Annotated in this window: 27 protein-coding genes; 17 read left to right on the top strand and 10 right to left on the bottom strand. The window is 46.8% G+C overall.

Going from position 1 to position 25,551, the window contains the following annotated elements:
• Positions 1-73: 73 nt before the first annotated feature.
• Positions 74-1,267: an MFS transporter gene (locus VFDL14_RS00620; protein WP_032553687.1), complete on the bottom strand. Its 1,194-nt coding sequence runs from the start codon at positions 1,265-1,267 to the stop codon at positions 74-76.
• Positions 1,268-1,352: 85 nt separating this feature from the next.
• Positions 1,353-2,036, bottom strand: coding sequence for an SDR family oxidoreductase (locus VFDL14_RS00625; protein ID WP_032553686.1), 684 nt, complete (start codon positions 2,034-2,036; stop codon positions 1,353-1,355).
• A 124-nt stretch (positions 2,037-2,160) separates the two neighbouring features.
• On the opposite strand from VFDL14_RS00625, the gene VFDL14_RS00630 reads away from it, so the two are divergent.
• From VFDL14_RS00630 to VFDL14_RS00645, 4 genes are all read left to right on the top strand, one after another.
• A complete protein-coding gene (locus VFDL14_RS00630) occupies positions 2,161-3,093 on the top strand; it encodes a LysR family transcriptional regulator (RefSeq protein ID WP_032553684.1) in 933 nt (310 codons plus the stop codon).
• 99 nt (positions 3,094-3,192) lie between these two features.
• On the top strand, positions 3,193-3,585 hold the full coding sequence (locus VFDL14_RS00635) for a GFA family protein (RefSeq protein WP_032498153.1): 393 nt from the start codon (positions 3,193-3,195) through the stop codon (positions 3,583-3,585).
• 10 nt (positions 3,586-3,595) lie between these two features.
• Positions 3,596-4,063 (top strand): OsmC family protein, encoded by a 468-nt coding sequence (locus VFDL14_RS00640; protein WP_032553683.1) that lies wholly within the window; start codon positions 3,596-3,598, stop codon positions 4,061-4,063.
• An 8-nt stretch (positions 4,064-4,071) separates the two neighbouring features.
• Positions 4,072-4,416 (top strand): ribosome recycling factor family protein, encoded by a 345-nt coding sequence (locus VFDL14_RS00645; protein WP_032553682.1) that lies wholly within the window; start codon positions 4,072-4,074, stop codon positions 4,414-4,416.
• A 25-nt stretch (positions 4,417-4,441) separates the two neighbouring features.
• Here VFDL14_RS00645 and aroQ read toward each other — a convergent pair whose 3' ends face one another.
• On the bottom strand, positions 4,442-4,885 hold the full coding sequence (gene aroQ / locus VFDL14_RS00650; protein WP_032553681.1) for a type II 3-dehydroquinate dehydratase: 444 nt from the start codon (positions 4,883-4,885) through the stop codon (positions 4,442-4,444).
• A 13-nt stretch (positions 4,886-4,898) separates the two neighbouring features.
• Positions 4,899-5,738 carry a shikimate dehydrogenase family protein gene (locus VFDL14_RS00655; RefSeq protein WP_032553680.1) on the bottom strand — a complete coding sequence of 280 codons (840 nt, stop codon included), beginning with the start codon at positions 5,736-5,738 and terminating at the stop codon, positions 4,899-4,901.
• A gap of 283 nt (positions 5,739-6,021) precedes the next feature.
• Between VFDL14_RS00655 and VFDL14_RS00660 the strand changes: the two genes are divergently transcribed.
• The 7 genes from VFDL14_RS00660 (at position 6,022) to VFDL14_RS00690 (ending at position 11,429) form a co-directional block, all read left to right on the top strand.
• A complete protein-coding gene (locus VFDL14_RS00660) occupies positions 6,022-6,699 on the top strand; it encodes a 4-carboxy-4-hydroxy-2-oxoadipate aldolase/oxaloacetate decarboxylase (RefSeq protein ID WP_032553679.1) in 678 nt (225 codons plus the stop codon).
• Positions 6,692-7,756 carry a 4-oxalomesaconate tautomerase gene (locus VFDL14_RS00665; protein WP_032553678.1) on the top strand — a complete coding sequence of 355 codons (1,065 nt, stop codon included), beginning with the start codon at positions 6,692-6,694 and terminating at the stop codon, positions 7,754-7,756. Before VFDL14_RS00660 ends, VFDL14_RS00665 begins: the two co-directional genes overlap by 8 nt.
• 27 nt (positions 7,757-7,783) lie before the next feature.
• Positions 7,784-8,662, top strand: a complete 879-nt coding sequence (locus VFDL14_RS00670; protein WP_032553677.1) for an amidohydrolase family protein — start codon at positions 7,784-7,786, stop codon at positions 8,660-8,662.
• Between the two features lies 1 nt (position 8,663).
• Positions 8,664-9,014, top strand: a complete 351-nt coding sequence (locus tag VFDL14_RS00675) for a protocatechuate 4,5-dioxygenase subunit alpha (RefSeq protein WP_032553676.1) — start codon at positions 8,664-8,666, stop codon at positions 9,012-9,014.
• Positions 9,015-9,016: 2 nt separating this feature from the next.
• Positions 9,017-9,856 (top strand): class III extradiol dioxygenase family protein, encoded by an 840-nt coding sequence (locus VFDL14_RS00680; protein ID WP_032553675.1) that lies wholly within the window; start codon positions 9,017-9,019, stop codon positions 9,854-9,856.
• A 239-nt stretch (positions 9,857-10,095) separates the two neighbouring features.
• Positions 10,096-10,629: a YbhB/YbcL family Raf kinase inhibitor-like protein gene (locus VFDL14_RS00685; RefSeq protein ID WP_032553672.1), complete on the top strand. Its 534-nt coding sequence runs from the start codon at positions 10,096-10,098 to the stop codon at positions 10,627-10,629.
• Between the two features lie 20 nt (positions 10,630-10,649).
• Positions 10,650-11,429 (top strand): helix-turn-helix transcriptional regulator, encoded by a 780-nt coding sequence (locus VFDL14_RS00690; protein WP_032553671.1) that lies wholly within the window; start codon positions 10,650-10,652, stop codon positions 11,427-11,429.
• 111 nt (positions 11,430-11,540) lie between these two features.
• Here the strand turns inward: VFDL14_RS00690 and VFDL14_RS00695 are convergent, their stop codons facing one another.
• The 5 genes from VFDL14_RS00695 to VFDL14_RS00715 form a co-directional block, all read right to left on the bottom strand.
• Positions 11,541-12,275 (bottom strand): PIG-L deacetylase family protein, encoded by a 735-nt coding sequence (locus tag VFDL14_RS00695; RefSeq protein ID WP_032553670.1) that lies wholly within the window; start codon positions 12,273-12,275, stop codon positions 11,541-11,543.
• A gap of 66 nt (positions 12,276-12,341) precedes the next feature.
• Positions 12,342-13,346: an aldo/keto reductase gene (locus VFDL14_RS00700; RefSeq protein ID WP_032553669.1), complete on the bottom strand. Its 1,005-nt coding sequence runs from the start codon at positions 13,344-13,346 to the stop codon at positions 12,342-12,344.
• 11 nt (positions 13,347-13,357) lie between these two features.
• Entirely contained in the window at positions 13,358-14,311 is a 954-nt protein-coding gene (locus tag VFDL14_RS00705) for a Gfo/Idh/MocA family oxidoreductase (protein WP_032553667.1), read from the bottom strand.
• A 30-nt stretch (positions 14,312-14,341) separates the two neighbouring features.
• Positions 14,342-15,265: a DUF1932 domain-containing protein gene (locus VFDL14_RS00710; protein ID WP_050487506.1), complete on the bottom strand. Its 924-nt coding sequence runs from the start codon at positions 15,263-15,265 to the stop codon at positions 14,342-14,344.
• A 116-nt stretch (positions 15,266-15,381) separates the two neighbouring features.
• Positions 15,382-16,599, bottom strand: a complete 1,218-nt coding sequence (locus VFDL14_RS00715; protein WP_032553666.1) for a LysR family transcriptional regulator — start codon at positions 16,597-16,599, stop codon at positions 15,382-15,384.
• 424 nt (positions 16,600-17,023) lie between these two features.
• On the opposite strand from VFDL14_RS00715, the gene VFDL14_RS00720 reads away from it, so the two are divergent.
• From VFDL14_RS00720 to VFDL14_RS00745, 6 genes are all read left to right on the top strand, one after another.
• Positions 17,024-18,028 (top strand): DctP family TRAP transporter solute-binding subunit, encoded by a 1,005-nt coding sequence (locus tag VFDL14_RS00720; protein ID WP_032553664.1) that lies wholly within the window; start codon positions 17,024-17,026, stop codon positions 18,026-18,028.
• A 63-nt stretch (positions 18,029-18,091) separates the two neighbouring features.
• Positions 18,092-18,589 (top strand): TRAP transporter small permease, encoded by a 498-nt coding sequence (locus tag VFDL14_RS00725; protein ID WP_235201779.1) that lies wholly within the window; start codon positions 18,092-18,094, stop codon positions 18,587-18,589.
• A 9-nt stretch (positions 18,590-18,598) separates the two neighbouring features.
• Positions 18,599-19,864 (top strand): TRAP transporter large permease, encoded by a 1,266-nt coding sequence (locus VFDL14_RS00730; protein ID WP_032553661.1) that lies wholly within the window; start codon positions 18,599-18,601, stop codon positions 19,862-19,864.
• A gap of 9 nt (positions 19,865-19,873) precedes the next feature.
• Positions 19,874-20,803 (top strand): AEC family transporter, encoded by a 930-nt coding sequence (locus VFDL14_RS00735; protein WP_032553660.1) that lies wholly within the window; start codon positions 19,874-19,876, stop codon positions 20,801-20,803.
• Between the two features lie 43 nt (positions 20,804-20,846).
• Positions 20,847-21,917, top strand: a complete 1,071-nt coding sequence (locus VFDL14_RS00740) for a Gfo/Idh/MocA family protein (RefSeq protein ID WP_032553657.1) — start codon at positions 20,847-20,849, stop codon at positions 21,915-21,917.
• An 11-nt stretch (positions 21,918-21,928) separates the two neighbouring features.
• Entirely contained in the window at positions 21,929-23,752 is a 1,824-nt protein-coding gene (locus VFDL14_RS00745; protein WP_032553655.1) for a bifunctional sugar phosphate isomerase/epimerase/4-hydroxyphenylpyruvate dioxygenase family protein, read from the top strand.
• Between the two features lie 96 nt (positions 23,753-23,848).
• Here the strand turns inward: VFDL14_RS00745 and ahpF are convergent, their stop codons facing one another.
• The gene (ahpF, locus tag VFDL14_RS0123570) at positions 23,849-25,447 is read right to left on the bottom strand and encodes an alkyl hydroperoxide reductase subunit F (RefSeq protein ID WP_032553654.1); all 1,599 of its coding nucleotides are present in this window, start codon (positions 25,445-25,447) and stop codon (positions 23,849-23,851) included.
• Positions 25,448-25,551: the final 104 nt, after the last annotated feature.

Raw genomic sequence — 25,551 nt, 5'->3', positions numbered from 1 at the left:
GGTATCCACCTTGTTTTAATTCAGTACTTTTTAATTCAATGTTTATAGTTTTGTATTCGGGTTATAGAGCGGATTACTTGCTTTCCGCTGGGCTGAAAATCGAGTTGCTCTGAGGCTTATCAGCTCGGTTGGCTTTGGCGATAAGTAGCAAGCCAATGACAGGAACAACAACGGCTGCGAATGGAATCATGCCTGCGCCTAGCTGGCTGTCGAGTACCATGCCACCAAGGAATCCACCGAAGGCATTCGCTAGGTTAAAGGCTGAAATGTTGGCTGTAGCAGCAAGTTCTTGTCCTTCGCCACCGTGGTTCATTACTCGAAGTTGCATGGCAGGAACGTTCGCAAATGATGAAATACCAAAGACAAATGCAGCTGCAACGAATAGGATTTTGTTGTCTACCACTAGGCCCACCACAACCAGTGAAGCGATCATCGCGATTGCCCAAAACATGGAAGCTTTGCCTAAATCTTTATCTGAAGAGCGGCCGCCTAATGTGTTACCTATGATTAAGCCCACACCGACAATCACTAAGATCCAAGTGACTGAGTCTTGACCGTAGCCCGTGATGTGCATGGCAATAGGTGCAAGGTAGCCGTAAAGCGTCATAAACCCAGACCAAGCAAAAGCGGTGATCGCCAAGCTGATCAGTAGCATTGGGTTTTTAAATGCCATTAGTTGAGTCTTGATGTCTTTCGCTTCGCTATGACCGCTTGATTTGATTGACGTTAGGATAGAAATCATCGCGATGGTGCCAAGTGCAGCTACGGTAAAGAAGGTGGTGTGCCAACCGAACTGCAAGCTAATCCATGTACCAGCGGGAACGCCAAGAACGTTAGCCAGTGTTAAGCCTGCGAACATTTGACCAACCGCACGGCCTGCCATTTTTTCCGACACTAGGTTGGTCGCGACAACCGCACCTATGCCATAGAAGGGGCCTTGAACTAAGCCTGCAATTACACGGCTAGCGAGCAGTAATGGATAGTTAGGCGCTAGGGCTGACAAGACATTACCAATAATGAATAGCGCCATTAATCCAATCAGCACCATCTTCTTATTAAAGCGAGCAAGGTAGATGGTTAAGATTGGCCCGCCGATAACGATAGCTAAAGCATAAGCACTGATTAGATAACCTGCTTGGCCTTCTGTGATCGAAAGGGATGTGGCAATTTGCGGAAGGATACCGGCGATAACAAACTCAGCGGTGCCGATTGCAAATGCTGCGAGTGTCAGTATCCAAACTTGGAATGGGATCTGTTCTTTTTTCATGATGATATGCCTATGTAAATTCTGGTTTGTTAGGACGTTTGGGTACACGTCCTAACGATTGTTCTTTGTGTCTTTGCGAGGTGTTTTAGCCAAGCAGCGCGCCGCCATCGATGTCGATAATTGAGCCAGTCACATATGAGTTTTTAATCGCGAACAGGTAGCCCATGGCGGCCTCTGAAGCATCACCGACTTTGCCAACAGGTAAGTTATTCTTGGCGTTGTCATACATGGCGTTACGAGATGAATCGTCCATATTTTTGTAAGCTTCGGTCATGGTTAAGCCCGGGCTAACGGCGTTCACTCGAATAGGCGCGAGTTCTCTTGCAAGCACTTTAGTCACGCTCTCTAGTGCAGCGTTGATGGCGGTTTTTACGTAAGTGCCGGCGACCACTTTGCGTGACAACATGCCCGTCGTGAGCGTGATAGAACCGTTGGGCTTCATGTAACGTGCAGCATGCTTAGCAACGTTTAGGCTGCCCCAAAATTTGGTATCAAATGCCGTTTTTGCGTCTTCAAGAACAACGTCGGTTACCTTTCCTGCGGGAGCAGATGAGCCAGCCGTGACCACCAAATGATCAAAGGGACCAATGGATTCGAAATATTCGCAAATCGACTTTTCATTGCTTATATCAACGCCTGTATGTCGGCTTGCAATGTGTACTGTGTTGTCTTCGTTTCTCAATTGCATCGCTACTGCTTTACCGATGCCAGACGTGCCACCAATGATGACGAAAGTGCTCTTTTCTTGGTTCGTAACTACGTTGTTCATGTTCTGAATTCCTGCGTGTTCTGCTGATGGTTGTCATTATATTTATTCGATTAATTTTGATAATTGGCTAAAATGTGAATTCATTATTCGGTTGAGATGAACAATGTGGCGAGGAAGAAGTAGCATGGATAAGTTTTCAGACATGACGATGTTCGTCAGTATCGTGAAGCACCAAGGGCTGGCTGCAGCAGGGCGTGAGCTAGGCTTATCACCTGCGACCATGACGGCAAGGTTGCAGGCACTGGAAGAGCGATATGGCGTGAAGCTGTTGAATCGAAGTACTCGACATGTGTCTTTGACTGACTCTGGCGAGCTATATCACAAGGCGTGTTTGGAGATATTGGATAACGTTAGCGAAGCCGAAAACCTGATTCAAAATGGCGTCAAAGAGGTTAAAGGCCCTTTAAAAATCGCCGCACCGAAAGACATCGGCAAGCAGTACGTTTTGCCAATCTTGTCGGAGTTCTGTCAGCACTATCCTGACGTGATCCCTTACCTGTATTTGAACGATAACCTGTCGAATATTGCAGAGTCGGGCATGGATGTGGTGATTCGCTACGGAGAGTTAGTCGACAGCAGTTTGATATCAAGACGTTTATCCCCGAGCCGACGTGTGTTGTGTGCTTCTCCTGAATATCTTGCCAAGCATGGAACGCCGTTAACGCCACAAGACTTAGTAGAGCATGACTGTTTGGCAATGCTACGTAGCAATGAAGAGCTCAAGACATGGCATTTCCAAGATCACGATATGAAGAAGTCGATTACCGTTGTTCCAAAGCGATTCTCAGACGACGGTGAAGTGATTCGCTACTGGGCATTAAAAGGCGAGGGTATTGCGCTCAAATCAGTGTTGGATGTGCAAGATGACATCAATAACCAACGCCTTGTCACGCTGCTCAACGGCTATATGAAAAACTTCAATACCTCGACCTCTGTATCGAGCGCCGACTTGAATGTGGTGTACATCAGCAAGAAGTATCAACCTAAGCGAATTCGACTATTTTTGGATTTCCTAATCGATAATTTTGGCCGTTTGACTGATAAATCAATTAATTAACGCGACATGACAAAACTCTCGAACTGAAAACGAGGCTGCGGACAGAACTCGCCCAACTGGTTATGATGTGAGCAATACATGGATGTACTGGAGAGAACAATGAAAATAGTTGGCAATACGGTGATCAAACCATTTCATAAAGCGACCTGTCACTGTGGTGCGGTGGAGTTAGAACTTAGCCTACCTAACGGCATCGAAAAGCCGCGTCGCTGCGATTGCTCTATTTGTCGTCGCAAAGGGGCGATTGTTGGCTCTGTTGCCTTGGATGGCATCAAGATCCTCAAAGGCGCAGAGTATCTGAAGTTATATCAATTCAATACCAACACCGCGAAGCACTACTTCTGTTCGAACTGCGGTATCTATACCCATCATCAACGTCGCTCTAGCCCAAATGAATACGGGTTCAATATTGGTTGCTTGGAAGGGGTGAACCCTTTTGATATTGGTGATGTGGTGACTAATGATGGGGTTAACCACCCTGCGGATCGCTAAGGAGAAACGTATGTCTGATTATGGTGCCCTGATTCGCTGGCAGAAAGGCGACGATGAAGTATTTAGCGATAACCAATACAGTCGCGGGCATACGTGGGAGTTCGACGGTGGCGTTATTGTCCCTGCGTCGTCATCACCTCATGTGGTGCCACTACCACTCTCTGTTGAAGAAAATGTTGATCCTGAAGAAGCCTTTATTGCTGCTATTGCCAGTTGTCATATGCTGACCTTTTTGGGTATTGCAGCTAAGCGTAAGTACGTGATTGAGTCTTACGTTGATGATGCGATTGGCGTTCTTGAAGAAGATAAAGCGGGGCGAGCTTGGGTGAGTCATGTTACGCTTAGACCTCAAATTCAATTTGTTGGTGATAAGCGCCCGACGGATAAACAGCTCGAAAAGTTGCATCATCTGGCGCACAGTAACTGCTTCATTGCCAATTCTGTAAAAACCGAGATCACGGTAGAGATAGACTCGTAACCCACACTATGTTTTCAGTTGTACTAAATAGCTTTGTCCACCGAGTGCCAGATAAGGCGCAGGTGATCGCCCTAGCAGCCGAGAGTGGCTGTCAGTTAAAACGCATTCGACGCTCTCGGAATTGGATGTTAGTAGGTGAAGAGGCGCAGCTACATAAATTAAGGGAGCAACTTAGCGATGCTCCCTTACTTTGGATGGTGACTGCAATTGACAAAGTATTGCCTAAGCCAACAGTTTGCTTGCAACAACTGCTTCAACAAACGCCTTCGATGACCGTTGCTCAACTAGTCAGTGAATCTGGCTGTTCGCTCGCAGAAGCGCGCATCGCGATTGATGAGTTTGAAGGGCTGTAAGCGCCCCTCGGCTTAATCCGTTTGATTACTTATCTAACAAAAAATCCAAAGCTAATTTGTAGCCTTTTGTGCCCATACCAATGATGGTTCCGGCAGCGACAGGTGAGATGTACGAGTGATGACGGAAAGCTTCGCGTGCATGCACGTTAGAGATGTGTACCTCAACCACAGGTACTTCAACCCCTTTAATCGCATCGTGAAGAGCAATCGATGTATGCGTATAAGCACCCGGGTTAAACACAACACCAGCGCATTCATCTTGAGTAAACTCACGGCCCGCTTTGTGGATAGCATCAATTAGGCTGCCTTCGGTATTGCTTTGAAAACACTCAGCGTCATAACCGTACTCCGCTGCGACTTTGCGGCAGTTTTCTTCTACGTCAGCCAGTGTTTCGTAGCCGTATTGTGCAGGCTCACGTGTGCCAAGTAGGTTTAGGTTTGGTCCGTTGAGTATTAAGATTTTTTTCATTGAGTCATTGTCCTTAACGTAAATTCGCAAGCTGTGTTTGCTTAAAAGTATTGAGTTGTTGAGTTGAAACTTGGGCACCTGTGAACAGGGTGAATGCATCATGGGCCTGATGGAAAAAGAGCTCAAAGCCACTCAACGTATTGATCGATTTCTGCTGTGCGGCTTTTAGAAACTCTGTCTCCCGCGGTGTGTATACGGCATCAAAACACCAAGCCTGCTCCTGCAACCAAGAGGCTTCAATTGGGCAACCGGGTGTTTGATAGTGACCGATGGGCGTACAATTGAGGACAGCTTCTGCTTTTTGTACCGCTGTTTCTAGCGTCGTTTCATTCAAACATACGGTATCTATATTCTCAGCCGCAAGCAGCTTCGCTAGGCTAGTCATTTTTGTTAGATCCCGGTCATATATTGCGATCTCTGTCGCACCGAGATCGGCAAGTGAAAAGCAGATTGCTTTGCCGACACCACCACAGCCAAGCACCACCACTTTGCCCGGCTTGTGCTGACCAAATTGGTTAAATGCAGCGATAAAGCCACTGTAGTCCGTGTTGTATGCGATGACCTGTTGGTCACGTTTAACCAGCGTGTTAGCCGCACCGACTCGCTTGGCACAAGGCGCGAGCTGATCGGCGACCGACAGTATTTGTTCTTTGTAGGGGTAGGTAACGTTAGCTGAATCAATCTCGTTGTCGAACAAGTCAGTAGTGTGCTGGTGGAGTGCTTCTGCGCTGTTCGTAGTCAGCTCTTCGAGTTGATAGTGCAGTTCAATATTAAGCTTTTCAGCAAGGGCATTGTGAAAATCCGGCGATTGAGAACGTTGGATGTTCTGCCCTATGAGTCGACATTGAATCATGATTCACTCCTTATCGTTATTTGTCACCACGCTAGCAAAACCCTCTTTCTCGCGATAATTGTTTTTTCCTAACACCCATTCAATTTTTGAAGATTACCGATAGCGCAGGGCGCAGCACCTAAGCAGTAACGGGTGTAATTGCACTCCCTATCTCAAAATCTTATACCTTGCGAAATAATTGAAATATCGCCTTTGTCAGCACCTCTTTATAGTGAGTACATCAGCGAGCAGTAACCACCTTTGAAGGGATTCATCTGCCGAAATGTATTAAGAGGGAACACAAATGCAGAACAACGTCGTAGTACAAAATATTCAGCGCGCAGACAAAGAGCTTATTGAAGGCCTGCGTCAATGTGGTGTGGCTACCATTCATGAAGCTCAGGGCCGTAAAGGCTTATTGGCTCACTACATGCGCCCAATTTTCCAAGGCGACGCGGTTGCGGGTTCTGCATTGACCATCTCAGGTGCAGCGGGTGATAACTGGATGATGCACGTAGCGATCGAGCAAGCAAAAGCGGGTGACTTCTTAGTATTCGCACCGACTTCCCCTTCTAATCACGGCTTCTTTGGCGATTTGCTAGCGACATCGGCGCAAGCGCGCGGCGTGGTCGGCCTTATCATCGAAGGTGGCGTACGTGATACTCGTGACCTGCGTGAAATGAATTTCCCAGTATGGTCTAAGGCGATCTTCAGTGAAGGTACCATCAAGGAGACACTGGGTTCAGTGAACGTGCCAATGAATTGTGCCGGCGCTCTGGTTTACCCAGGTGATGTGATGGTCGCGGATGAAGATGGCGTTGTGGTTGTGCGTCGCGAGGAGGCGGAAGAGGTTCTGCATGAATCATTAGCGCGCATGGAACGTGAAGAAGCAAAGCGTGTTCGATTAGCGAATGGCGAGTTGGGTCTGGACATCTATCAAATGCGTGGCCGTCTAGAAGAGAAAGGACTGAAATATGTCTAGTCATCCCTTCAGTGCACCGTGCATGTGGATGCGCTCTGGTACATCAAAGGGAGCCTATTTCCTGCGCAAGGATTTACCAGAGAGCGAGCAAGCATGTGAGCAGTTTTTACTGTCGATGATGGGCACCCCCGACCCAAGACAGATCGACGGAATTGGCGGCGCAGACCCGCTCGCCTCTAAGGTTGCGATAGTGGAATCGTCAAAACGTGAAGGCGTCGACGTTGACTACCTATTTCAACAGGTATTTGTTGACCAAAAGCTTATTAGTGGCAAGCAAAACTGTGGCAATATTTTAGCGGGTGTTGCACCGTTTGCGATTGAACGTGGATTAGTAGAAGCACAAGAGGGTCAAACCTCGGTTCGCATCTTCATGGAGAACACGCAGCAGGTAGCAACGGTTACTGTGCAAACCCCAAACAAGCAAGTGACTTATGCTGGTGACTGCCACATTGATGGAGTCCCTAATATTGCGGCTCCGTTAGCTGTCTGCTTTGAAGATACGGCGGGCTCTACCTGTGGTGCTTTATTGCCAACGGGGAACGAAGTCGACGTGATTGATGGCGTGAGCGTGACTCTGATTGATAACGGTATGCCTGTCGTGGTGCTAAGAGCTCAAGATTTTGGCCTTACTGGTGACGAATCCCGCGAGCAATTGGACGACAACGCAGAACTTAAGCAACGTCTGGAGTCGATTCGCCTGCAAGCTGGGCCAATGATGAATCTCGGCGATGTTCGTGAGCTAAGCGTGCCGAAAATGACACTGGTGAGCGCACCTCAATATGGTGGTGGTATTTCAACGCGAACTTTTATCCCCCATCGCTGCCATGCGTCGATCGGTGTATTGGGCGCAGTGAGTGTCGCGAGTGCCTGCATTTTGAATGACGCCCCAGCCAAGCAACTTGCTGAAGTCGAAATAGAAAAACAAATACATATCGATGTTGAACACCCAATCGGAAAGATGAGCGTGGTGCTAGACGTTGAACAAAATCAAGTGAAGTCCGCCGCGATCCTTCGCACAGCAAGAAAGCTGTTCGATGGCACCGTATTTGGACTGTAAGCCTGCTGAAAATAACAAGGAAGAAACATGGACGCTGATTACCTACCGTTCCACCCAAATCCAAGCAAGCCGAAGTTTGTGGTGCCAGAAGGCGCAGTGGATAGCCACTGTCACGTTTTTGGCCCTGCGGCTAAATTCCCTTACTCTCCGGCGCGTAAGTACACCCCGTGCGACGCGTCAAAAGAGCAGCTTTTTGCCCTGCGTGATCACTTAGGCTTTAGCCGTAATGTGATTGTTCAGGCCTCTTGCCACAGTACCGACAATCGCGCGCTTGTTGATGCGCTAGGGACCGCTGGTGAGTTAGCTCGTGGCATTGCATTTGTTGACGAGACTGTCACAGATGAAGAGTTAAAGTCGATGGACAAAGCCGGCGTTCGTGGCGTTCGCTTTAATTTTGTGAAGCGCTTGGTTGATACAGTACCAACTGAAAAGCTTAAAGCGATTGCTGAAAAGATCCGCCCATTAGGCTGGCATGTTGTGGTCTACTTTGAAGCGCAAGATATTGATGATGTAACGCCATTTTTAGAAGAGCTCAACATGACGGTAGTAATTGACCATATGGGGCGTCCTGACGTGACAAAAGGTGTTGATAGCCAAGAGTTTAGTCAGTTTATTTCGCTAATGGAGCGTAACCCAGATATCTGGTGCAAAGTGAGCTGCCCAGAGCGTTTGACTCAAACGCCACCGGATTACTCCGATGTGGTGCCGTTTGCTAAAACCTTGGTTGATCTGTTTCCAAACCGCGTACTTTGGGGCACCGACTGGCCACATCCAAACATGAAATCACACACTCCAGACGATGGTCACTTAGTGGATGTGATCCCACAAATCGCCACTACGGTAGAGCAGCAGCAAGCACTACTCGTTACTAACCCAATGAAACTTTACTGGCCGGAGAGCGTGTAACATGACTTACCTAAATAACAAGCCGATCCCCGGCACAACCATGTTTGATGGCGCGATGGCGCGTAAAGGCTATGGCTTGAACAAGATGTGTCATTCACTTAACGAACAAGCGGGACGTGATGCGTTTTCAGTTGACGAAATGGCTTACTGCGACAAGTATGGCCTGACGGAAGCTCAAAAGACAGCAATCAAAGAGCGTGATGTTCTAGGGTTGATCGCAGAAGGTGGCAGTATCTATTACCTTGCCAAATTCGTCGGTATGTTGGGACTCAACATGCAAGACATTGGTGCAATGCAAACGGGTATGACAGTTGAAGAATTTAAACAGATGTTAGTAGAGGCAGGGAAATAGTTATGGCAAAGATCGTTGGCGGAATTACCACTTCCCACATTCCTTCAATTGGTAAAGCAATTGAGAACAATCTACAACAAACTGAATACTGGAAGCCTCTGTTCGATGCGTATCCACCGATTCACCACTGGCTAGATGAAGTTCAACCAGATGTTGCGGTCGTTTTTTATAACGATCACGGCCTAGAGTTCTTCCTAGATAAGAAACCGACCTTCGCCATTGGTGCAGCACCAAGTTATAAGAATGCTGATGAAGGCTGGGGTATTCCGACTATTCCAGAGATCAACGGTGATCCAGAGCTGTCATGGCACATCTGTAACGAGCTAGTTGAGAACGAGTTCGATATTACCATCTGCCAAGAGATGAAAGTTGACCACGGTCTAACTGTACCAATGCAGCTGATGTGGCCAAACTTCAGCTACGGTCACATGAAGGTGATTCCGGTATGTATCAACGTAGAACAGCACCCAATGCCATCACCTAAACGTTGTTACGACCTAGGTAAAGCGATTGGCAAGGCAGTAGAAAGCTACGATAAAGACTTAAAAGTTGTTGTGCTTGGCACTGGTGGTCTTTCTCATCAGTTGGACGGTGAGCGTGCTGGCTTCATCAATAAAGAGTTTGACCTTTACTGCATGAAGAAGCTGATCGACAACCCAGAAGAGCTGACTAAGCTTTCGATCTACGATTTAGTAGAGCAGGGTGGTGCGCAAGGTGCGGAATTCATTATGTGGCTTGGTATGCGTGGTGCATTGACGGGCGAGCTTAATGTGCTGAAAAGCAGCTATCACGCCCCCGTGTCGAATACCGGCGCTGGCACCATGTTGATAGAAAACCGTTAGATCAATTTAAGATTTGAGCTTTCTAAAGCCCCAGAGTCTCATGCTCTGGGGCTTTTTATTTGCTTGGGTAATACAGCTATAAAGCCGTATTTCTTTTTGGGCTCTCCCAGCATACAAATCTCCGAAATCCCTAAAAGTATCAAATGTTGCTTAAATTAAACTCAGTGTGGTACTTATAGGGATATTGTGCGATGTTACTGACGATAGACTGATTCCGAACTCACAAAAGGAATCGCACAATGAAACTACCAACACTATATCTACTCGCACTAGGTCTTTTTACCGCAGGCTCAACTCAAGCATTTGAGCTGGTTAGTCAAGATATTCAGGAAGGCCATCCAATGGCTAAGACGTTTGAATATCAGGGCTGGGGCTGTGATGGCGACAATGTGTCGCCGCAACTGATGTGGAAAGGTGCACCGGAAGGCACCAAGAGTTTTGCTATCACTGCTTATGATCCAGACGCACCAACAGGCAGTGGTTTTTGGCATTGGGTCGCGTTTGATATTCCAAGCAAAACAACGGAGTTAGAACAAGGCGTTGATATCGGCAAGCTTGGTGGGAAAGAGGCTCGTATCGATTACGGAAGTACAGGTTTTGGCGGTGCTTGTCCTCCAAAAGGTCACGGTATGCACCGCTATCAGTTTACGGTTTGGGCATTGCCAAAGGCGACCTTAGGCCTCGATGAGAATACGCCGCCGGCCGTGGTAGGCTTTACACTTAACAGCATTGCTATCGACAAGGCCTCACTAACGGCAACTTACACACGTTAGTCGACCAATTAGGAGGCGTAATGAGCGCTCAGTATCAAGTGACTCTGTTTCGAGCCGAACAACTTCAGAAACTCAGAAATGTGCGAGTCCACTCTCCAAGTATTATTCAGATCATGGCTGGGAGTAAGCGACTTTTTTGGAAAGACTCTGTTCAAGATCTCTCGAATACTGAGCTGTTGTTGTGTGAAGCCTCCGCTTCGTTGAGTTTTGAGAACCTGCCGCAGAAAGGGCGATTTCTATCTCGGGTATTTACGTTTCAATGCTCTCCAACCACGGAAATGTTGGAGCTGAGTTACGACAGAGCTTGTGAAGAGGTCGCGCCTTTTTTCCATTCTGATACGGCACTACAAAGTACGCTTAATGCGCTATTTTCGTTTCAATCCCAAACGATAAGTCATGAGACTCAGCGTTTTTGGGTGCTTGGTTTTTATCAGCAGTTGGCAGAAAAAGGCGTTCTACATCAACTTTTTCCAAGTATAAATGCAAGCTTTCGTCAGCAGTTAAGTCGCTACTTAGCTCGCTCACCCAGTGATAAGCATGCTCTGGACGAAGTCGCGCAACAATTTGCCATGAGTCGTGCGACCATGATTCGTAAATTAAAACGAGAAGGCACTCAATTTCGTGAGGTGCTTACCGAAGTTCGCTTGGCTCATGCCTTGTATTTGATACAGAGTGGCTACAGCAATGTTGCTCAGTTGGCCTTGGCGTGTGGTTATCAATCTGAGGGGCGATTTAGCCAGCGTTTTAAGGACAAGTTTGGCCTAACGCCTACGGATTATTTCAGAACGATAACGGCTTAGGTTAGGTGTTTGCTGCGCCCAGTGAAGAGTAGATGATTACCGATAATAAAAAGCCCCGCAGCGTTGCGAGGCTTTGGCTCGTTTATCGGTCGAGATAATTATTTAAAGGCTTTACAGCGAATCAACACACTGTGGGAAGATAGCTTGGAAGCCTTCAGCGTGTTGACAGCTTCTGCCGCCCGCTTGGCCACCTGAGTTACGTCTAAAGTGGTTGCCACGGTTTTCTGCTAGGTTTTCGTAGAAGGTCCACAGGTGCTCTTGACCTTGCATGCACTCAATAGCGGCTTTCTTGCTTTCCCACACTTCAGAGATGTCTAGGAAGGTATTTGGTTTCCATTCCATCTGCTCACTTTGGTGCGGTTCGAAAAGGTAAACCTGAGGTGCGCCTAGTACTTTCTCACCTGGGTTATGACCCCAAGCTTGTGCGATCATACGGCACTGTAGAGTGATCTCAGTTGCGTACATGTGGTCTGTATTGTACGGGTCCCATTTAGAGTGCGTCATGATGAACTCTGGTTGAATCTCACGAATCAGGTCGACGATCTGGTACTTACCTTCTTTGTCGATTTCCAGTGGGTAATCACCGAAGTCAAAGAAACGAATGTCACTTACGCCAAGCGCTGCCGCTGCTGCTGTCGCTTCTTCATGACGAATACGCTTAACGTCTTCAAGTGTCATGCCCTCTTGTTTCCATAGCTTTGCAGACTCGCCACGCTCACCGTATGAAAGACATGCAATGGTCACTTCGTAGCCCAGCTTTTGGTGAAGGGCGATAGCACCGCCACAACGCCATACAAAGTCTGCTGAATGGGCACTGATTACTAAAGCTGTTTTCTTTGTTGTCATGTTATTAATCCTTTATTTACTCTTGAGCTCTTCTTGATGAGCGTGTCTTTTATGTTCTTTGTTCGGTTAAAATTGTTCGGTATCGATTTCGGCTTGAGTGGGTGCGTTGTAGCGACCGCCAACAAATGCCTTTTGCGGAACCGTGCGCTCAATTAGCTCTAGAAGGGCGTTCGAAACCGTGTAGTGCTGCGCGTTCAAGTTGTCTTCTAGATGCTTAAAGTTAGTGGTGCCTGGTAGTGCAATCGAGTGAGGCGCTTTAGCCAGCGTCCATGCCAAGGCAAATTGAGCCAGAGTTGGTGCAGGTAGTGATACATTCTCTTCGGCAAAAATTGGCAGCAGAGAAGCGAACTTATTTACAGCCGACAAGTTAGATTCAAAGTTTTCTGCGTTAAATCTCGGCATCGCATTACGAATATCACCATCAACAAATTGATTGTTTTGCAGCTCGCCACTCAGGATGCCGCGCCCTACAGGGCTGAAAGACACAAAGGTACTTCCCAACTCTTGGCATTTATCAATCACTGCGATCTCTGCATTGCGTGACCACAGTGAATACTCCGACTGAACCGCTGCTATTGGGTGGATTTGGTGCGCCTTTTCCAACGTGGTTGCCGATACTTCAGATAGGCCAAGGTGTTTGATTTTGCCTTCGTCAACCAGTCTAGAAAGTTCACCAATGCTCTCTTCAATCGGCACTGATTTATCCCAGCGGTGCAGATAGTAGAGGTCAATCACATCGGTATTGAGACGCTGCAGCGCCTCTTCGCAGGTTTGACGAATGGTTTGTGGGCGACCATCAATCGCGCGTTTACCATCCGGGCCTTTAAACATGCCGCACTTGCTGGCGAGGAAGAATTCATTACGGCGATGACCTACCGCTTTAGCGAGTAGTTTCTCGTTGTTACCAAATCCATAAAGAGCTGCGGTATCCAGCATGTTGTAGCCAAGATCCAGCGCCTTATTAAGTAGCTTGATGCTGTGCTCTTCACTTGGAGGTGTGCCGTACGCGTGAGAAACGTTCATACACCCAAGGGCGACTGGCGCAAGTGAGTGCTCACCTATAGTAATCATCGCCGGGCTCCTTACTCTTGCTCTAGCAGTTGTTCTAATGCGTGCAGTGTCTCCATTGCTGGCAGGCAGCTAGCGACACTTGAGTTCGGCTCGCGGTCTGTGCGAATCGCATCGAAGAACTCACGGTCGATTAGCTCGATGCCGTTGTTTGAAACCGCGACACCTTCCAGTGAAATCGGGTTCTCTTTGCCATCGAATAGATCGTCGTAGCGAGCGATGTAGGTGCCTTCGTCACAGATGTAGCGGAAGAAGGTGCCAAATGGACCGTCGTTATTGAATGAGAGTGATAGCGTACATAGCGCGCCAGATGGCGTTTTCATACCAATGCTCATGTCCATTGCGATGTTGAGCTCTGGGTGAATTGGGCCTTGCAATGCTTGAATCTTTGATGCTTTCTCACCGGTTTGATATTGGAAAAGATCAACAGTGTGACAAGCGTGATGCCATAGCAGGTGATCAGTCCAAGTGCGCGGTTCACCTTTCGCATTGGTGTTAGTGCGACGGAAGAAGTAGGTTTGAACATCCATTTGTTGAATGTTTAGCTCGCCAGCTGCAATCTTGTTGTGGATCCACTGGTGGCTTGGATTAAATCGGCGAGTGTGACCAGCCATAGCGACAACACCAGTTTTCTTCTGAGTCTCAACCACTTTGTAGCTGTCTTCAATGTTGTCTGCCATTGGGATTTCAACCAGAACATGCTTGCCAGCTTCCATACATGCGATAGCTTGTTCAGCATGCATTTGAGTTGGTGTTGCTAGGATCACAGCATCGACGTTGTCAGATTTCAGTGCTTCTTCCAGTGAAGAGAAGCCTTGAGCTGTTTGATTGTAATCTGTGATGAGTTGATCAAGCTTGTCCGCTTCAGGGGCAACCATTGCTGTAACGGTAACGTCGTCGATATTACGCAGTGCCTCTAAATGTTTTTGGCCGAATGCACCCGTAGCGCCTACTACACACACTTTCATAATCATTCCTTTTGTATTCAAGCGATTAAATTATTGGATATTTTGTAATTTCGTTGCGGTCGATTCAGTATCCTCGACCTGCAGTTGTTCTATGATCTGGTCTGACAGCTGAGCGAGAGGTTGCTCTGACGCTTCGATGTTGAGTTCACCGAGCGACTGATGCCAGTTCATTGCGCCCTCGACCATCGAGTGACTCATGCCTAACTCGTTTAATGTCGTAGCGACCTCTTTTAATTCTGCGTGGCGTCTTTGACCGTGGTTGAGCATGCGTTCCATGTGGTAACGACTTAGGTGACTCAGCTCTAACCCTGGGTAGGTGTGACTTAACGACTTGAGTACGTGATGATCTACACCTGATTTACGAGCTGCCAGAACGCACTCTGTGGTTAGCGCTTCTAAGCCTTTTACCATGACTGAGCGCATCATTTTTATGCTTGATGCATCGCCTACGTTTTCTGAGATAACTTCAACGTCGAAACCCAGTAGAGTTAGGTATTCCGCGACCTTGTCGGCTTTTTGTCCGGATAGGTAGAGCGGAATATTAGGCTGTGATGTTAATACTGGCGCCATAATGGCAATGTCGATGTACTCAGCGCCTTGCGCTTTAACCAGTTTTGCCAGTCTTTGTTTGGCTTGTGGTGAGCAAGAGTTGCAGTCGAGCACAATCTGTTTTTCAGTCAGAGAGCCTGCGATCTGCTGCAGTGCTTGTTCAGCTTGGTCAGCGGTGACTAAGGAAAAAATAAGTTGCGCACCGTGAATGGCTTCTTCAGGACGAAATGTCCCTTGCACACCTTGGTCAATATATTCGAGGAGTTTATTTTCTCGGGTGAATACATTGTTTGTCTTTATATCAAAGGCGTTAATTATTTCTGGCGCTTTATTGTTCCAGCTTGAAATAAATGTTTTTGCTGCTTCGCCAAAACCAATAAATGCAATCCTACTGATTTTTACCATAACCACCTTTTTGTTCGTTAATTATCTTTGGCTATGGTCAAACACTATCATTTGGTATTGAGTGCGGATAATCAATTTAATTCAAAGGGTATTCAATTTTGAAAATAATAGGGTTATTACAGCGACATTTTAACTCCGTTTGTTCGCAATAATTGTAAGAAGTGAGTCTGTACAGAAGTGGCAAACCAGTTTTTGCGGAGCGTCAAACCAATGGGTCTGGATTGTTCTTCACCTTCATAAGGAAGAGCAACTAAATGCCCCTCATCGAGATCGCGTCTGATTTGATGTTGGGAAAGAAGGGTTAATCGATCACTGCCCAGTAATAGCTCTTTGACTAGCATCTGAGAGCTTGCCTCAATCAAACGACTCGGTACTTCAAGTGAGGCCTTGGTAAACATATCTTCGAACATCTTGCGGGCGGGTGTTGCACTGGAGGAGACAACCCAGCTCGACTCTTGAAGTTCTTTGATACTAACTTTCTCTTTAGTCGCTAAAGGATGATCAGCTCGCGATAAAATGGTGTTCTTCGATTCAAATAGCGTTTCTTGGCGAATATCGGTACTAGGAACGGGAAAGCGCAGAGCGCCAATTAGAATATCGATCTCACCATATTTTAGATGGTTGAGCAGGTCTTTATATGGGCCATCAATCACGTGTATTTGGCAGTCAGGGTAAGCCTTGGAAAATTCATTAATGGTACTTGGAAGCAAGCAGGTTCTCGCGAGAGGTAAACAGCCTACTGTGATCACTGAACCGTGTCGGTTACTTAGCAGGTTAACTTCATCAAGTCCTTGTTTTATTTCAACAAAAGCAAGCTTGCTTGCCTTGTCTAACGCCGCTCCTGCCTTCGAGAGGGCAATGCCAGTACTGGTCTTTTCAAACAGAGTAAATCCGAGTATTTCTTCAAGATCTTTTGATGCTCGATAGACCGATGATTGAGACACTTCAAGTAATCGGCTCGCCTCGGTAAAGCTTTGTCCGTTAGCGACAGCAACGAGCGCTTTTAGTTGAGTGGTGGTGATATTAAACAGATAACGCTGCACACTATTTTTGCGTTGCTTTGTGGCAATCTTGAGCGCATTTGAGATGCCTTGGCTGATGTTTTCCAGCGCACGGTCAATTCGAAAAGCGAAAGCTTCGCCCTGTTTTGTTGGCGTCATACCATCACTGGTACGTTCAAACAGCTCACTATTCATACTCTTTTCAAGTTTAGAGATGGCTTGTGTAATTGCAGGTTGAGAGAGGAAAACCGTGTCAGATGCTTTGCTGATACTTCCGGTGTGAACGACTTCTGAGATCGCCCTAAGGTGGCGCAAATTGGGGATATTAAACATACGGTTTCCTTACCACTGACTACCAGTTACAGTACGAAATATTAAATAAATCACAGTTTGATGTTTTAGATCTATAACTCTATTTATGATCTGGCTCGAAATAGCTGACGCCCTTATCAATGGACATATTAGTAACGGAATTCAAACGCTCTATGAAGTAGCGAACGATATATTGTTTCCAAAGTGTGACTTAATTCTCCAAAATTAACCAATTTGCAAAATATCAGATTTAACCATTTATTGATGGTGATTATGTTTATATTTTGGTTTTAAGTTTCTGATTTTGTGCGTTTATTTCTTGTGGCTTTCGACCTTTTGATAACGAGGGTTATCTAATTTTTGAATAATGCTTTCAGTAAGTGAATTTTGTTTTGTTAATTCCTAGTGTTAGTTTTATCGGCAATGAAACAGGAGGTTCCATAGAATGAAAACTATAAAGACACTATCACTGGCTGTATCACTGGCATTTGCTGCAAACACATCAGCTGCGGATATCGATATCACAATAGGTCATGTCGACTCTCAGGATTGGACGATCTCTAAGAAAGGGGCCGCGACACAGGTATTCAAAAATATCGTAGAAGCGGAATCTGGTGGTCGTATTGCGGTTAACATCTACCCATCAGGTCAACTTGGTGGTGAAACAGAACTGCTTCAGTCAACGCAAGAGGGAATGCTGACCATGACGATGGTGTCTGGTGCTTACTCTAAATTGTGTAAAGAAGCTAATGTTCTTGAAATTCCTTACCTTTTCCCTTCAGCACCTGTTGCTTGGGAAGTGTTGGATGGCGAGTTTGGCCAACAACTTAATGAGCAATGTTTAAAACAGACAGGTCTGCGTAACCTGGCTTACGGTGAGACAGGCTTCCGTCACTTCACTAACTCGAAACGTGAAATCAAATCTCCTGATGACCTGAAAGGTCTGAAAATTCGTGTAATGACAACCCCGCTTTATGTTGAGTTGCTGAAATCTTTAGGCGCTGAGCCAACGCCTATTGCATTTCCGGAAGTACCAGCTGCTTTAACAACCGGTGTTATTGATGGTCAAGAAAACCCAGTGAGCGTTATTAGCGCGAATAAGTTCTACGAGCTGCAAGAGTACATCACGCTGGATGGCCACGTTTATGGCACCGATTTCTTATTAATGAATGACGATTTTTACCAAGGTTTATCTGATGCAGACCGCGCGATCATCGACCGTGCAGCGCAAGTTGCCGGCACAGTTGGCCGAGCTGTTCAGCAGGTTAACTCTGCAGAAGGTCTAGAAACGCTAGGTAAGAAAGGCATGAAGATCACGTCATTGACAGCAGAGCAGCAGAAGCAATTCCGCGACAAAACTCAGCCTGCGGTAATCAAATGGCTTGAAGGCACTGTAGATTCGAAATGGATCGATGGCGCACTTCAAGCGGTTGAGACTGCAACTAAGTAACTCTGATGTTCGCAGCATTGATGGCTTCAATGCTGCGCTTTCCCAAGGAGATAGGGAACTATGATGGAACAATATAAAAAACTATTGGCATTCTGCGCAGGTTCGTCTCTGTTTGTACTGTTTGCAGTTATGCTGGTCACGACCATCTCGCGCTATTTTTTCAATACCTCAATTCTGTGGGGTGAAGAGCTGTGTAAGTACTCAATGATCTACGGTGTGATGTTTGGTACGTCTCTCTGTTACCTAGAAGGGCTGCACATTAAATTTGCGGTTCTAGATTCAGTCAAGTCGGCAATTTTCCAAAAGGTATTGGCGATTGTGGTTGATATCGCAGTGCTAGTATCGGCGGGCATCATGACTTACTCAGGTTACCTATTTGTCATGAAACGCGGTGGCATCGAATCACCAGGTATTGGCTTGAGCATGTACTACTTCCAGTCTGCGTTAGTTGTTGGTGGTATCTGTCTGTTTGTAGCCGCTCTATTACGTCTCGCACAACACGTCACGCTCTCTCGACGCGCTAATGCGCCTGTCTCTTCTCTCACTCAAGGCGATGTATAAGGATCTACTATGCCATCAATAGCTTTAATGGGCGGTATGCTCGTATTTGGTGTTCCGTTAGTGTTTGCCATTATTTTGGCTATGTCGTTCTACGTAACGAGCACTCCAATCTCAATCAGCCTTGTTGCACAACGAATTTTTAGCGGATTAGATTCATACTCTATTCTGGCTGTTCCACTGTTTGTTCTGGCTGGTGAGCTGATGAACAAGAGTGGTATTACGAATCGTATTATCGATTTTGCTAACGCCTTGGTTGGACACTTCCGTGGTGGCTTAGCACAAGTAAATATCTGGTCTTCGGTAATGTTTGCCGGGATCTCAGGTTCAGCGGTAGCAGACACTTCTGCACTGGGCCGAGTGTTTATTCCTCAAATGGAAAAAGAGGGCTACAGCAAAGAGTTTTCATCGGCACTGACCGCAGCCTCTTCGGTGATTGGTCCTATGATCCCACCGAGCATTCCGGTGATCATCTACGCGCTTATCGCTAGTGGCGTCTCGGTTCCTGCTCTGTTCTTAGCGGGTATTGTTCCGGGTGTCTTGTCGGCAATTGCCCTATCTGTGTTTGTTTTCTTTTATGCGACCAAGCATAAGATTGTGAATACCGGTGTGCGAACCAGTCGTCGCAAAGCGTTGGTTAAAGCCTTTGTACCGCTAACGATGCCAATCTTTATCCTTGGCTCGATTCTAATGGGTATCGTGACGCCGACGGAAGCCGCTGCCTTTGCTGCATTCTATGCGCTGTCGGTCGGCATGTTCATGTACAAATCAATCAAAGTCAGCGACTTACCTGAAGTGTTTATGCGTTCAATGCGTGATTCTTCTATCGTATTGATTCTGATTGCTGTTGTCTCTGTAGCAAACTGGCTGCTGACGTTCTCGCGCGTACCGCAATACATTAGCCAACAGGTGCTTAGCACTATCTCAGATCCGATTATGTTCCTAATCATGGTGAACCTAATCCTACTGGCGGTGGGCCTGTTCCTTGAAGGCATTGCAGCCATGCTAATCCTGATTCCAATCTTCCATCCGATTGCGATGAGCTTTGGTATCGACCCTGTTCACTTTGGCATTGTGGTTATCTTCAACCTAATGATTGGTTTGATTACACCACCAATGGGCATCTGTCTGTTTGTCTCCAATACCATTTCCAAGGTCGGGATTGCTGCGATATCTAAGCAAGTTATTCCTCTATTCCTACTGGAAGTTGTGGTGCTGTTCTTCATCACTTTCGTACCACAAAGCGTGCTCTTCTTACCGAAGTTATTCGGCTACTAGAGAAAAACAATGTTTGTATTTGAAGTGTTGCTGCCACTGATTTTTATCGTGGCAGTAGGGTTCCTCACGACCAAAAAAGGCTTTTTTAGCCAACAATTCGTCGGTGAGGTGAGCAAGTTCGTGCTGTATGTATCGCTGCCAGCAGTGATCATCAGCAGCTTGAGTAGTATTGAGTTAGGGCAAGTCATCCACGTCAACTTCATGTTGGTGTACGCCATTGCAGGCTTGAGTGCGATGACCGTGGCGATATTGGTGAGCAAGGGCCTACTCAAGTCCACCTGGACGGAAAGCTTCATCAATGGTCTGGGCAGCGGCATGCCAAACAGCGCGTTCGTTGGCTTTCCAGTGGTGCTATCGCTGTACGACGGTCAGTTCATTGAAGCATTTTTAATGTGTGTACTGATTGAGAACCTAGTGTTTATTCCATTGAGCTTGATTTCACTGGAGTTTGCCCAAGGCCGTTCGTCAAGCATCAGTGAGCAACTAAAGATTGTCGCGGGTCGTATCAGTCGCAACCCAATTATCTTAGCGATCAGCTTTGCCTTGATCGTGAATATCACGGGAATTCGCTTGCCAGAATTTATGACTGAAGGGGTATCCATTTTTGCGAAAACATCGGTTGCTCTCGCCCTATTTGCGATTGGGGGAGCGCTCGGTCAATCACTGAAATTTGAGCAGTTCAGACGAATCGCTTTTGTGACGGCGATGAAGCTAGTTTTTTTTCCATTGATCGTCGTGGCACTGCTGATGACGCTACCCGTAGAAGGAGACCTCAAGTATGTCTTATTGATTTTTGCTGCGTCTCCTATGTTGTCCATCTACCCGATTTTAGGTGGGCTCTATCAACAACAACGCTTCTGTTTAAACACTCTAATTATTACGACGGTGGCCTCTGGACTCTCGCTGTCCGTCGTTATTGCTATCACAACATCATCATAAAAATAGACGCCTGTAGAGCGTGAATGAAAAATAAGGTCATAACATGGAACAAGTTAAAATTGCTGTCGCTGGGGCAGGTCTGATCGGGAAAACACACATCAAACTGGTTTCTGAAAACGCGCAATGTCAGTTGGCGTCGATTGTTGATCCTTCTCCAGGAGCCAAAGAGGTTGCGGAAGAGTATGGCGTTAAGGTCTACGCCAGCCTAGAAGAGCTGTTTGCACAAGACAAGCCGGACGGTGTGATCTTGGCGACACCAAATCGTCTGCATGCTATTCAAGCGCACGAATGTATTAATGCTGGCGTGCCTGCCATTGTCGAGAAGCCTGTTACTGATTCGATCGAAGATGCCATTGAGCTTCTTAAACACGCAAATCGTGAAGAAGCAAAAATGCTGGTTGGTCACCACCGTGCTTACAGCCCACTGCTAGAGACAGCTAAGTCGATCATCGACAGCGGTGAACTGGGCAAGACGGTATCTATCATGGGCAGCGCGATGTTCTACAAACCTGATTACTACTACAACGAAGGCGAGTGGCGCAAAGTTAAAGGTGGCGGCCCGATCCTAATTAACATGATTCATGAGATTGGCAATCTGCGTCATTTGGTTGGTGACATTGTTGGCGTTCAGGCTCTGAATTCAAGCGCGACCCGCAAGTTTGAAGTAGAAGACACAACTGCAATCTCACTGCGATTTGCCAATGGCACACTGGGTTCATTCATGTTGTCTGATGCCTCGGCAAGCCCGCGCAGCTGGGAGCAAACCTCGCAAGAAAACAAGACCTACGCGACTTACGAAACAGAAGATTGTTACCACGTGGCAGGTACCAACGGTTCGCTATCGATCCCGACAATGCAGATTAAGTCGTTTAAAGAGGGGGTGACGCCTTCTTGGTGGAATGCGATGGAAGAGCGCCAAGAGCCAGTAACGCGTGAAGATCCACTTAAGCGTCAACTTGAGCACTTCTGCGCTCTAATTCGTGGCGAAGAACAGACACCAAAAGTCAGCATTTACGATGGCCTACAAAATCTGTTGGTGATCGACGCCATCATTAAAGCGACAGAAACGGAGCAATATGTTCCGGTTCAAGATGTTACTGCACTGGTTAACTAAGGGAGTTTAGGATGAAGTATTCAATCGCGACCGTTTGTCTATCTGGCACTCTTGAACAGAAGATGCATGCAGCGGCAAAAGCCGGTTTTCATGCTATCGAAATTTTTGAAAATGATTTAACTCAGTACCGCGGTTCTGCAGCCGATGTTAAACGCATCGCTGACAGCATGGGGCTTGAGATCTTGGTTCTACAACCTTTCCGAGACATGGAAGGGATGCCAAATGGCTTGCGCGAAAAGAAATACAAGATGATGGAGCGCAAGATGGATCTAGCACATCAACTGGGCACAAAACGCCTAATGATGTGCAGTAACGTGAATCCGCTTTCGACCAATAACCTTGACCGCTGCGCTGAAGATCTGCATGCCTTGGCAGAGCTGGCCAAGCGTGAAGATATGGAGTTGGGTTACGAAGCGCTGGCGTGGGGGCGTCATATTGCCGATTACGATGATGCTTGGAACTTGGTGAAGATGGTAGACCATCCGAATCTTGGCGTGGTATTGGACACCTTCCACATGTTCGCGCGTGGCAACACACTGGATACGCTGCGTGAAGATATTCCAGTGGAAAAGATTGCTCTAGTGCAGGTCGCTGATGCGCCGAAAATGCAGATGGATATTTTGCAGTACAGCCGTCACTACCGATGCTTTCCGGGTCAAGGTGATTTCCCAGTGATCGACTTTGTGAAAACACTCAAAGACAAAGGTTACGATGATTACCTCTCTCATGAAGTGTTTAATGATGAGTTCCGTGCCTCTTCTCCGAAAGAGAAAGCGGTTGATGGCGTGCGTTCTCTGAAATGGCTGGAAGATCAGACCAACAACTTGTTTGAGATGCCGAGTGTCTCTGATTTGAGCTTCATTGAATTTGCGGTAAAAGAGCGTGAAGACAATCCATTTACCGATGTGATTGAGTCATTGGGCTTTAGCAAAACACACAGCCATAAGAGCAAGAATGTCGACCTATACCAAGTAGGTGATATTAACTTCGTCTTTAACTACGAGAAAAACAGTAACGCTCAGACTTACTTAGAAGGTCACGGTGAATCTGTGTGCGCGCTAGGCGTATTAACCAAAGATTCAGACCGCTTGGTTGAACTGGCAAAACGCTATAACAGCCCAGCAATTTTCCAAGCTCGCCAAGAGAATGAGCTGGATATTCCAACGCTTAAGAGTTCTAGCAACTTGATGATCCATCTTTTGGATGAGAACCAAGCAGACAAGTTTTACGACGTCGATTTTAAGCCGGTAGAGCAGCAACCGGCAGTGAACGATAACTTGATTCGCGTTGACCACATTGGTCAGGTGGTGTCGCCAGAGACTTTGCTGTCGAACATGTTCTTCTATAAGTCGATCTTTGGCTTTGTTCCTGAAGAAAGCTTCGATCTTCCAGATATCAATGGCTTGATTACTAGCCGCACGATTAAGAGCCCGAACGAGAACATTAAGATCGCACTCAACAGCACCAGCGCGAAGCGCACTTCGGCTCAGCGATTCTTGAACGACTCTAACGGTGCGAGCATCAATCAGATTGCGATTGAGTGTCGAGACATCTTCAAAGCAGCAGCTAACCTATCGCCTATCTACCAATTGAAGATTCCGAATAACTACTACCTAGATATTCAGGCACAGTTCGATTTGGAAGATGAATCGATTGAACAGCTACAGCAAAACAACATCCTTTACACCGAAGATGATACGGGTGCGTTTTTCCACTTCTACACCAAGGAAGTGAACGGCCTGTTCTTTGAAGTGGTGCAGCGAGTGGGCGAGTATAAGAAATACGGTGAAACCAACGCCTTTATTCGTCTGGCTTCCCAGTCTTATCAGGATTAAAGAGAAGTGTTATAAACCTATTTTATTAATCACAAAAAAGCCACCACTGAGCTCAGTGGTGGCTTTCTCTTTTGTTAGGCTTGCCGCGTTATTTAATTATGCAACTTCTGCCACTTTTTTAGCGACTGGCGCTGGGTTGCGAATTAGGTGGTCAAATGCACCTAGGCTCGCTTTTGCACCTTCACCCATCGCGATGATGATCTGCTTGTAAGGTACGGTTGTTACGTCACCTGCTGCAAATACACCTTTCATTGATGTTGCGCCGTGTGCGTCAATCTCGATCTCACCACGTGGTGATAGTTCAACCTTAGTGCCTTTCAACCATTCGCTGTTTGGCATTAGGCCGATTTGAACAAAGATACCTGCCAACTCAATCTGCTTTAGCTCATCAGTATTGCGATCTTTGTACTCAAGACCTGTCACTCGGTTGCCATCGCCAAGCACTTGTGTCGTCTGTGCCATCTTGATGATTTCGATGTTTGGCGTTGCGTTCGCTTTGTCGATAAGTACTTGGTCAGCACGTAGTGTGTCTGCAAATTCAAGAACCGTTACATGCTCAACGATACCCGCTAGGTCAATGGCTGCTTCAATACCTGAGTTACCACCACCGATAACGGCTGTTTTCTTGCCTTTGAACAGTGGACCGTCACAGTGTGGGCAGTACGCTACGCCTTTGTTGCGGTACTCTTGCTCACCCGGAACGTTCATTTCGCGCCAGCGTGCACCTGTACTTGTGATTACGGTGCGAGCTCGCAGTGTTGCACCGCTCTCTAGCTCAACGTGGATGTATCCGTCTTCTGTGTCCTCAGCGTCGATGATGTTAGCCGCGCGTTGCTCGGTCATCACCTCTACGCCGTACTCTTTTACGTGCTCTTCTAGGCTAGCTACCAGCATAGGACCTGTGGTCGCTTTCACTGAGATGAAGTTTTCAATCGCCATTGTGTCCATTACTTGGCCACCAAAGCGGTCTGCAACCACACCTGTGCGAATGCCTTTACGTGCAGCGTAGATTGCTGCAGAAGAGCCAGCAGGACCACCGCCGACAACAAGAACGTCAAATGGTGCTTGCTTACTTAGGCTCGCCGCTTTTTTCTCAGCTGCGCCAGAATCTACTTTGTTTAGGATCTCAGCCAGAGACATACGGCCTTGGCCGAACAGTTCACCGTTGATGAATACGCTTGGTACCGCCATGATGTCGCGTGATTTCACTTCGTCTTGGAAGGCTGCGCCATCAATCATGGTTGTTTTGATTAGCGGGTTGATTGTAGACATCATGTTGAACGCTTGCACAACCTCAGGACAGTTTTGGCAAGAAAGCGAAATGAAGATTTCAACATTCAGTGGCTGACCAAGGTTTCTGATCTGTTCGATAACATCGTCTTCAAGCTTGATTGGGTGACCGCCACTGTGTAGCAGTGCCAATACCAATGAAGTGAACTCATGACCCATAGGTAGGCCAGCAAAACCGATGCTTGTGCCTTTCTCGGTATTCAGTACTTGCATGATTGGCTTGCGGTCACTCGCGCTATCGTCACGGATAACCACAACTTTGTCAGAGAGTTCTGAGATGTCGTTCGCCAGCTTCTCTAGTTTGCTTGCTGTTTCGCTTTCATCCAGGCTAAGAACGAGCTTAACGTCATTTTTTAGGAATTCTAAGTATGTTTGCAGTTGCTGCTTCATTGCTTGGTCTAACATGATATGCCTACTTTTCTTTTCTGTTCGGGGGCGCTCTGTTGCGCTGATGGAGCTATATTGCCTTGACCATCACAATTGGTAAATTCGGACGTTTCTATTAGTTT

It is taken from the genome of Vibrio fortis (assembly GCF_000695685.1).
Classification (GTDB): Bacteria; Pseudomonadota; Gammaproteobacteria; order Enterobacterales; family Vibrionaceae; genus Vibrio; species Vibrio fortis_A.
Note: the sequence above shows the minus strand (reverse complement) of the source record. Positions and strands in the feature narration are given on the sequence as shown.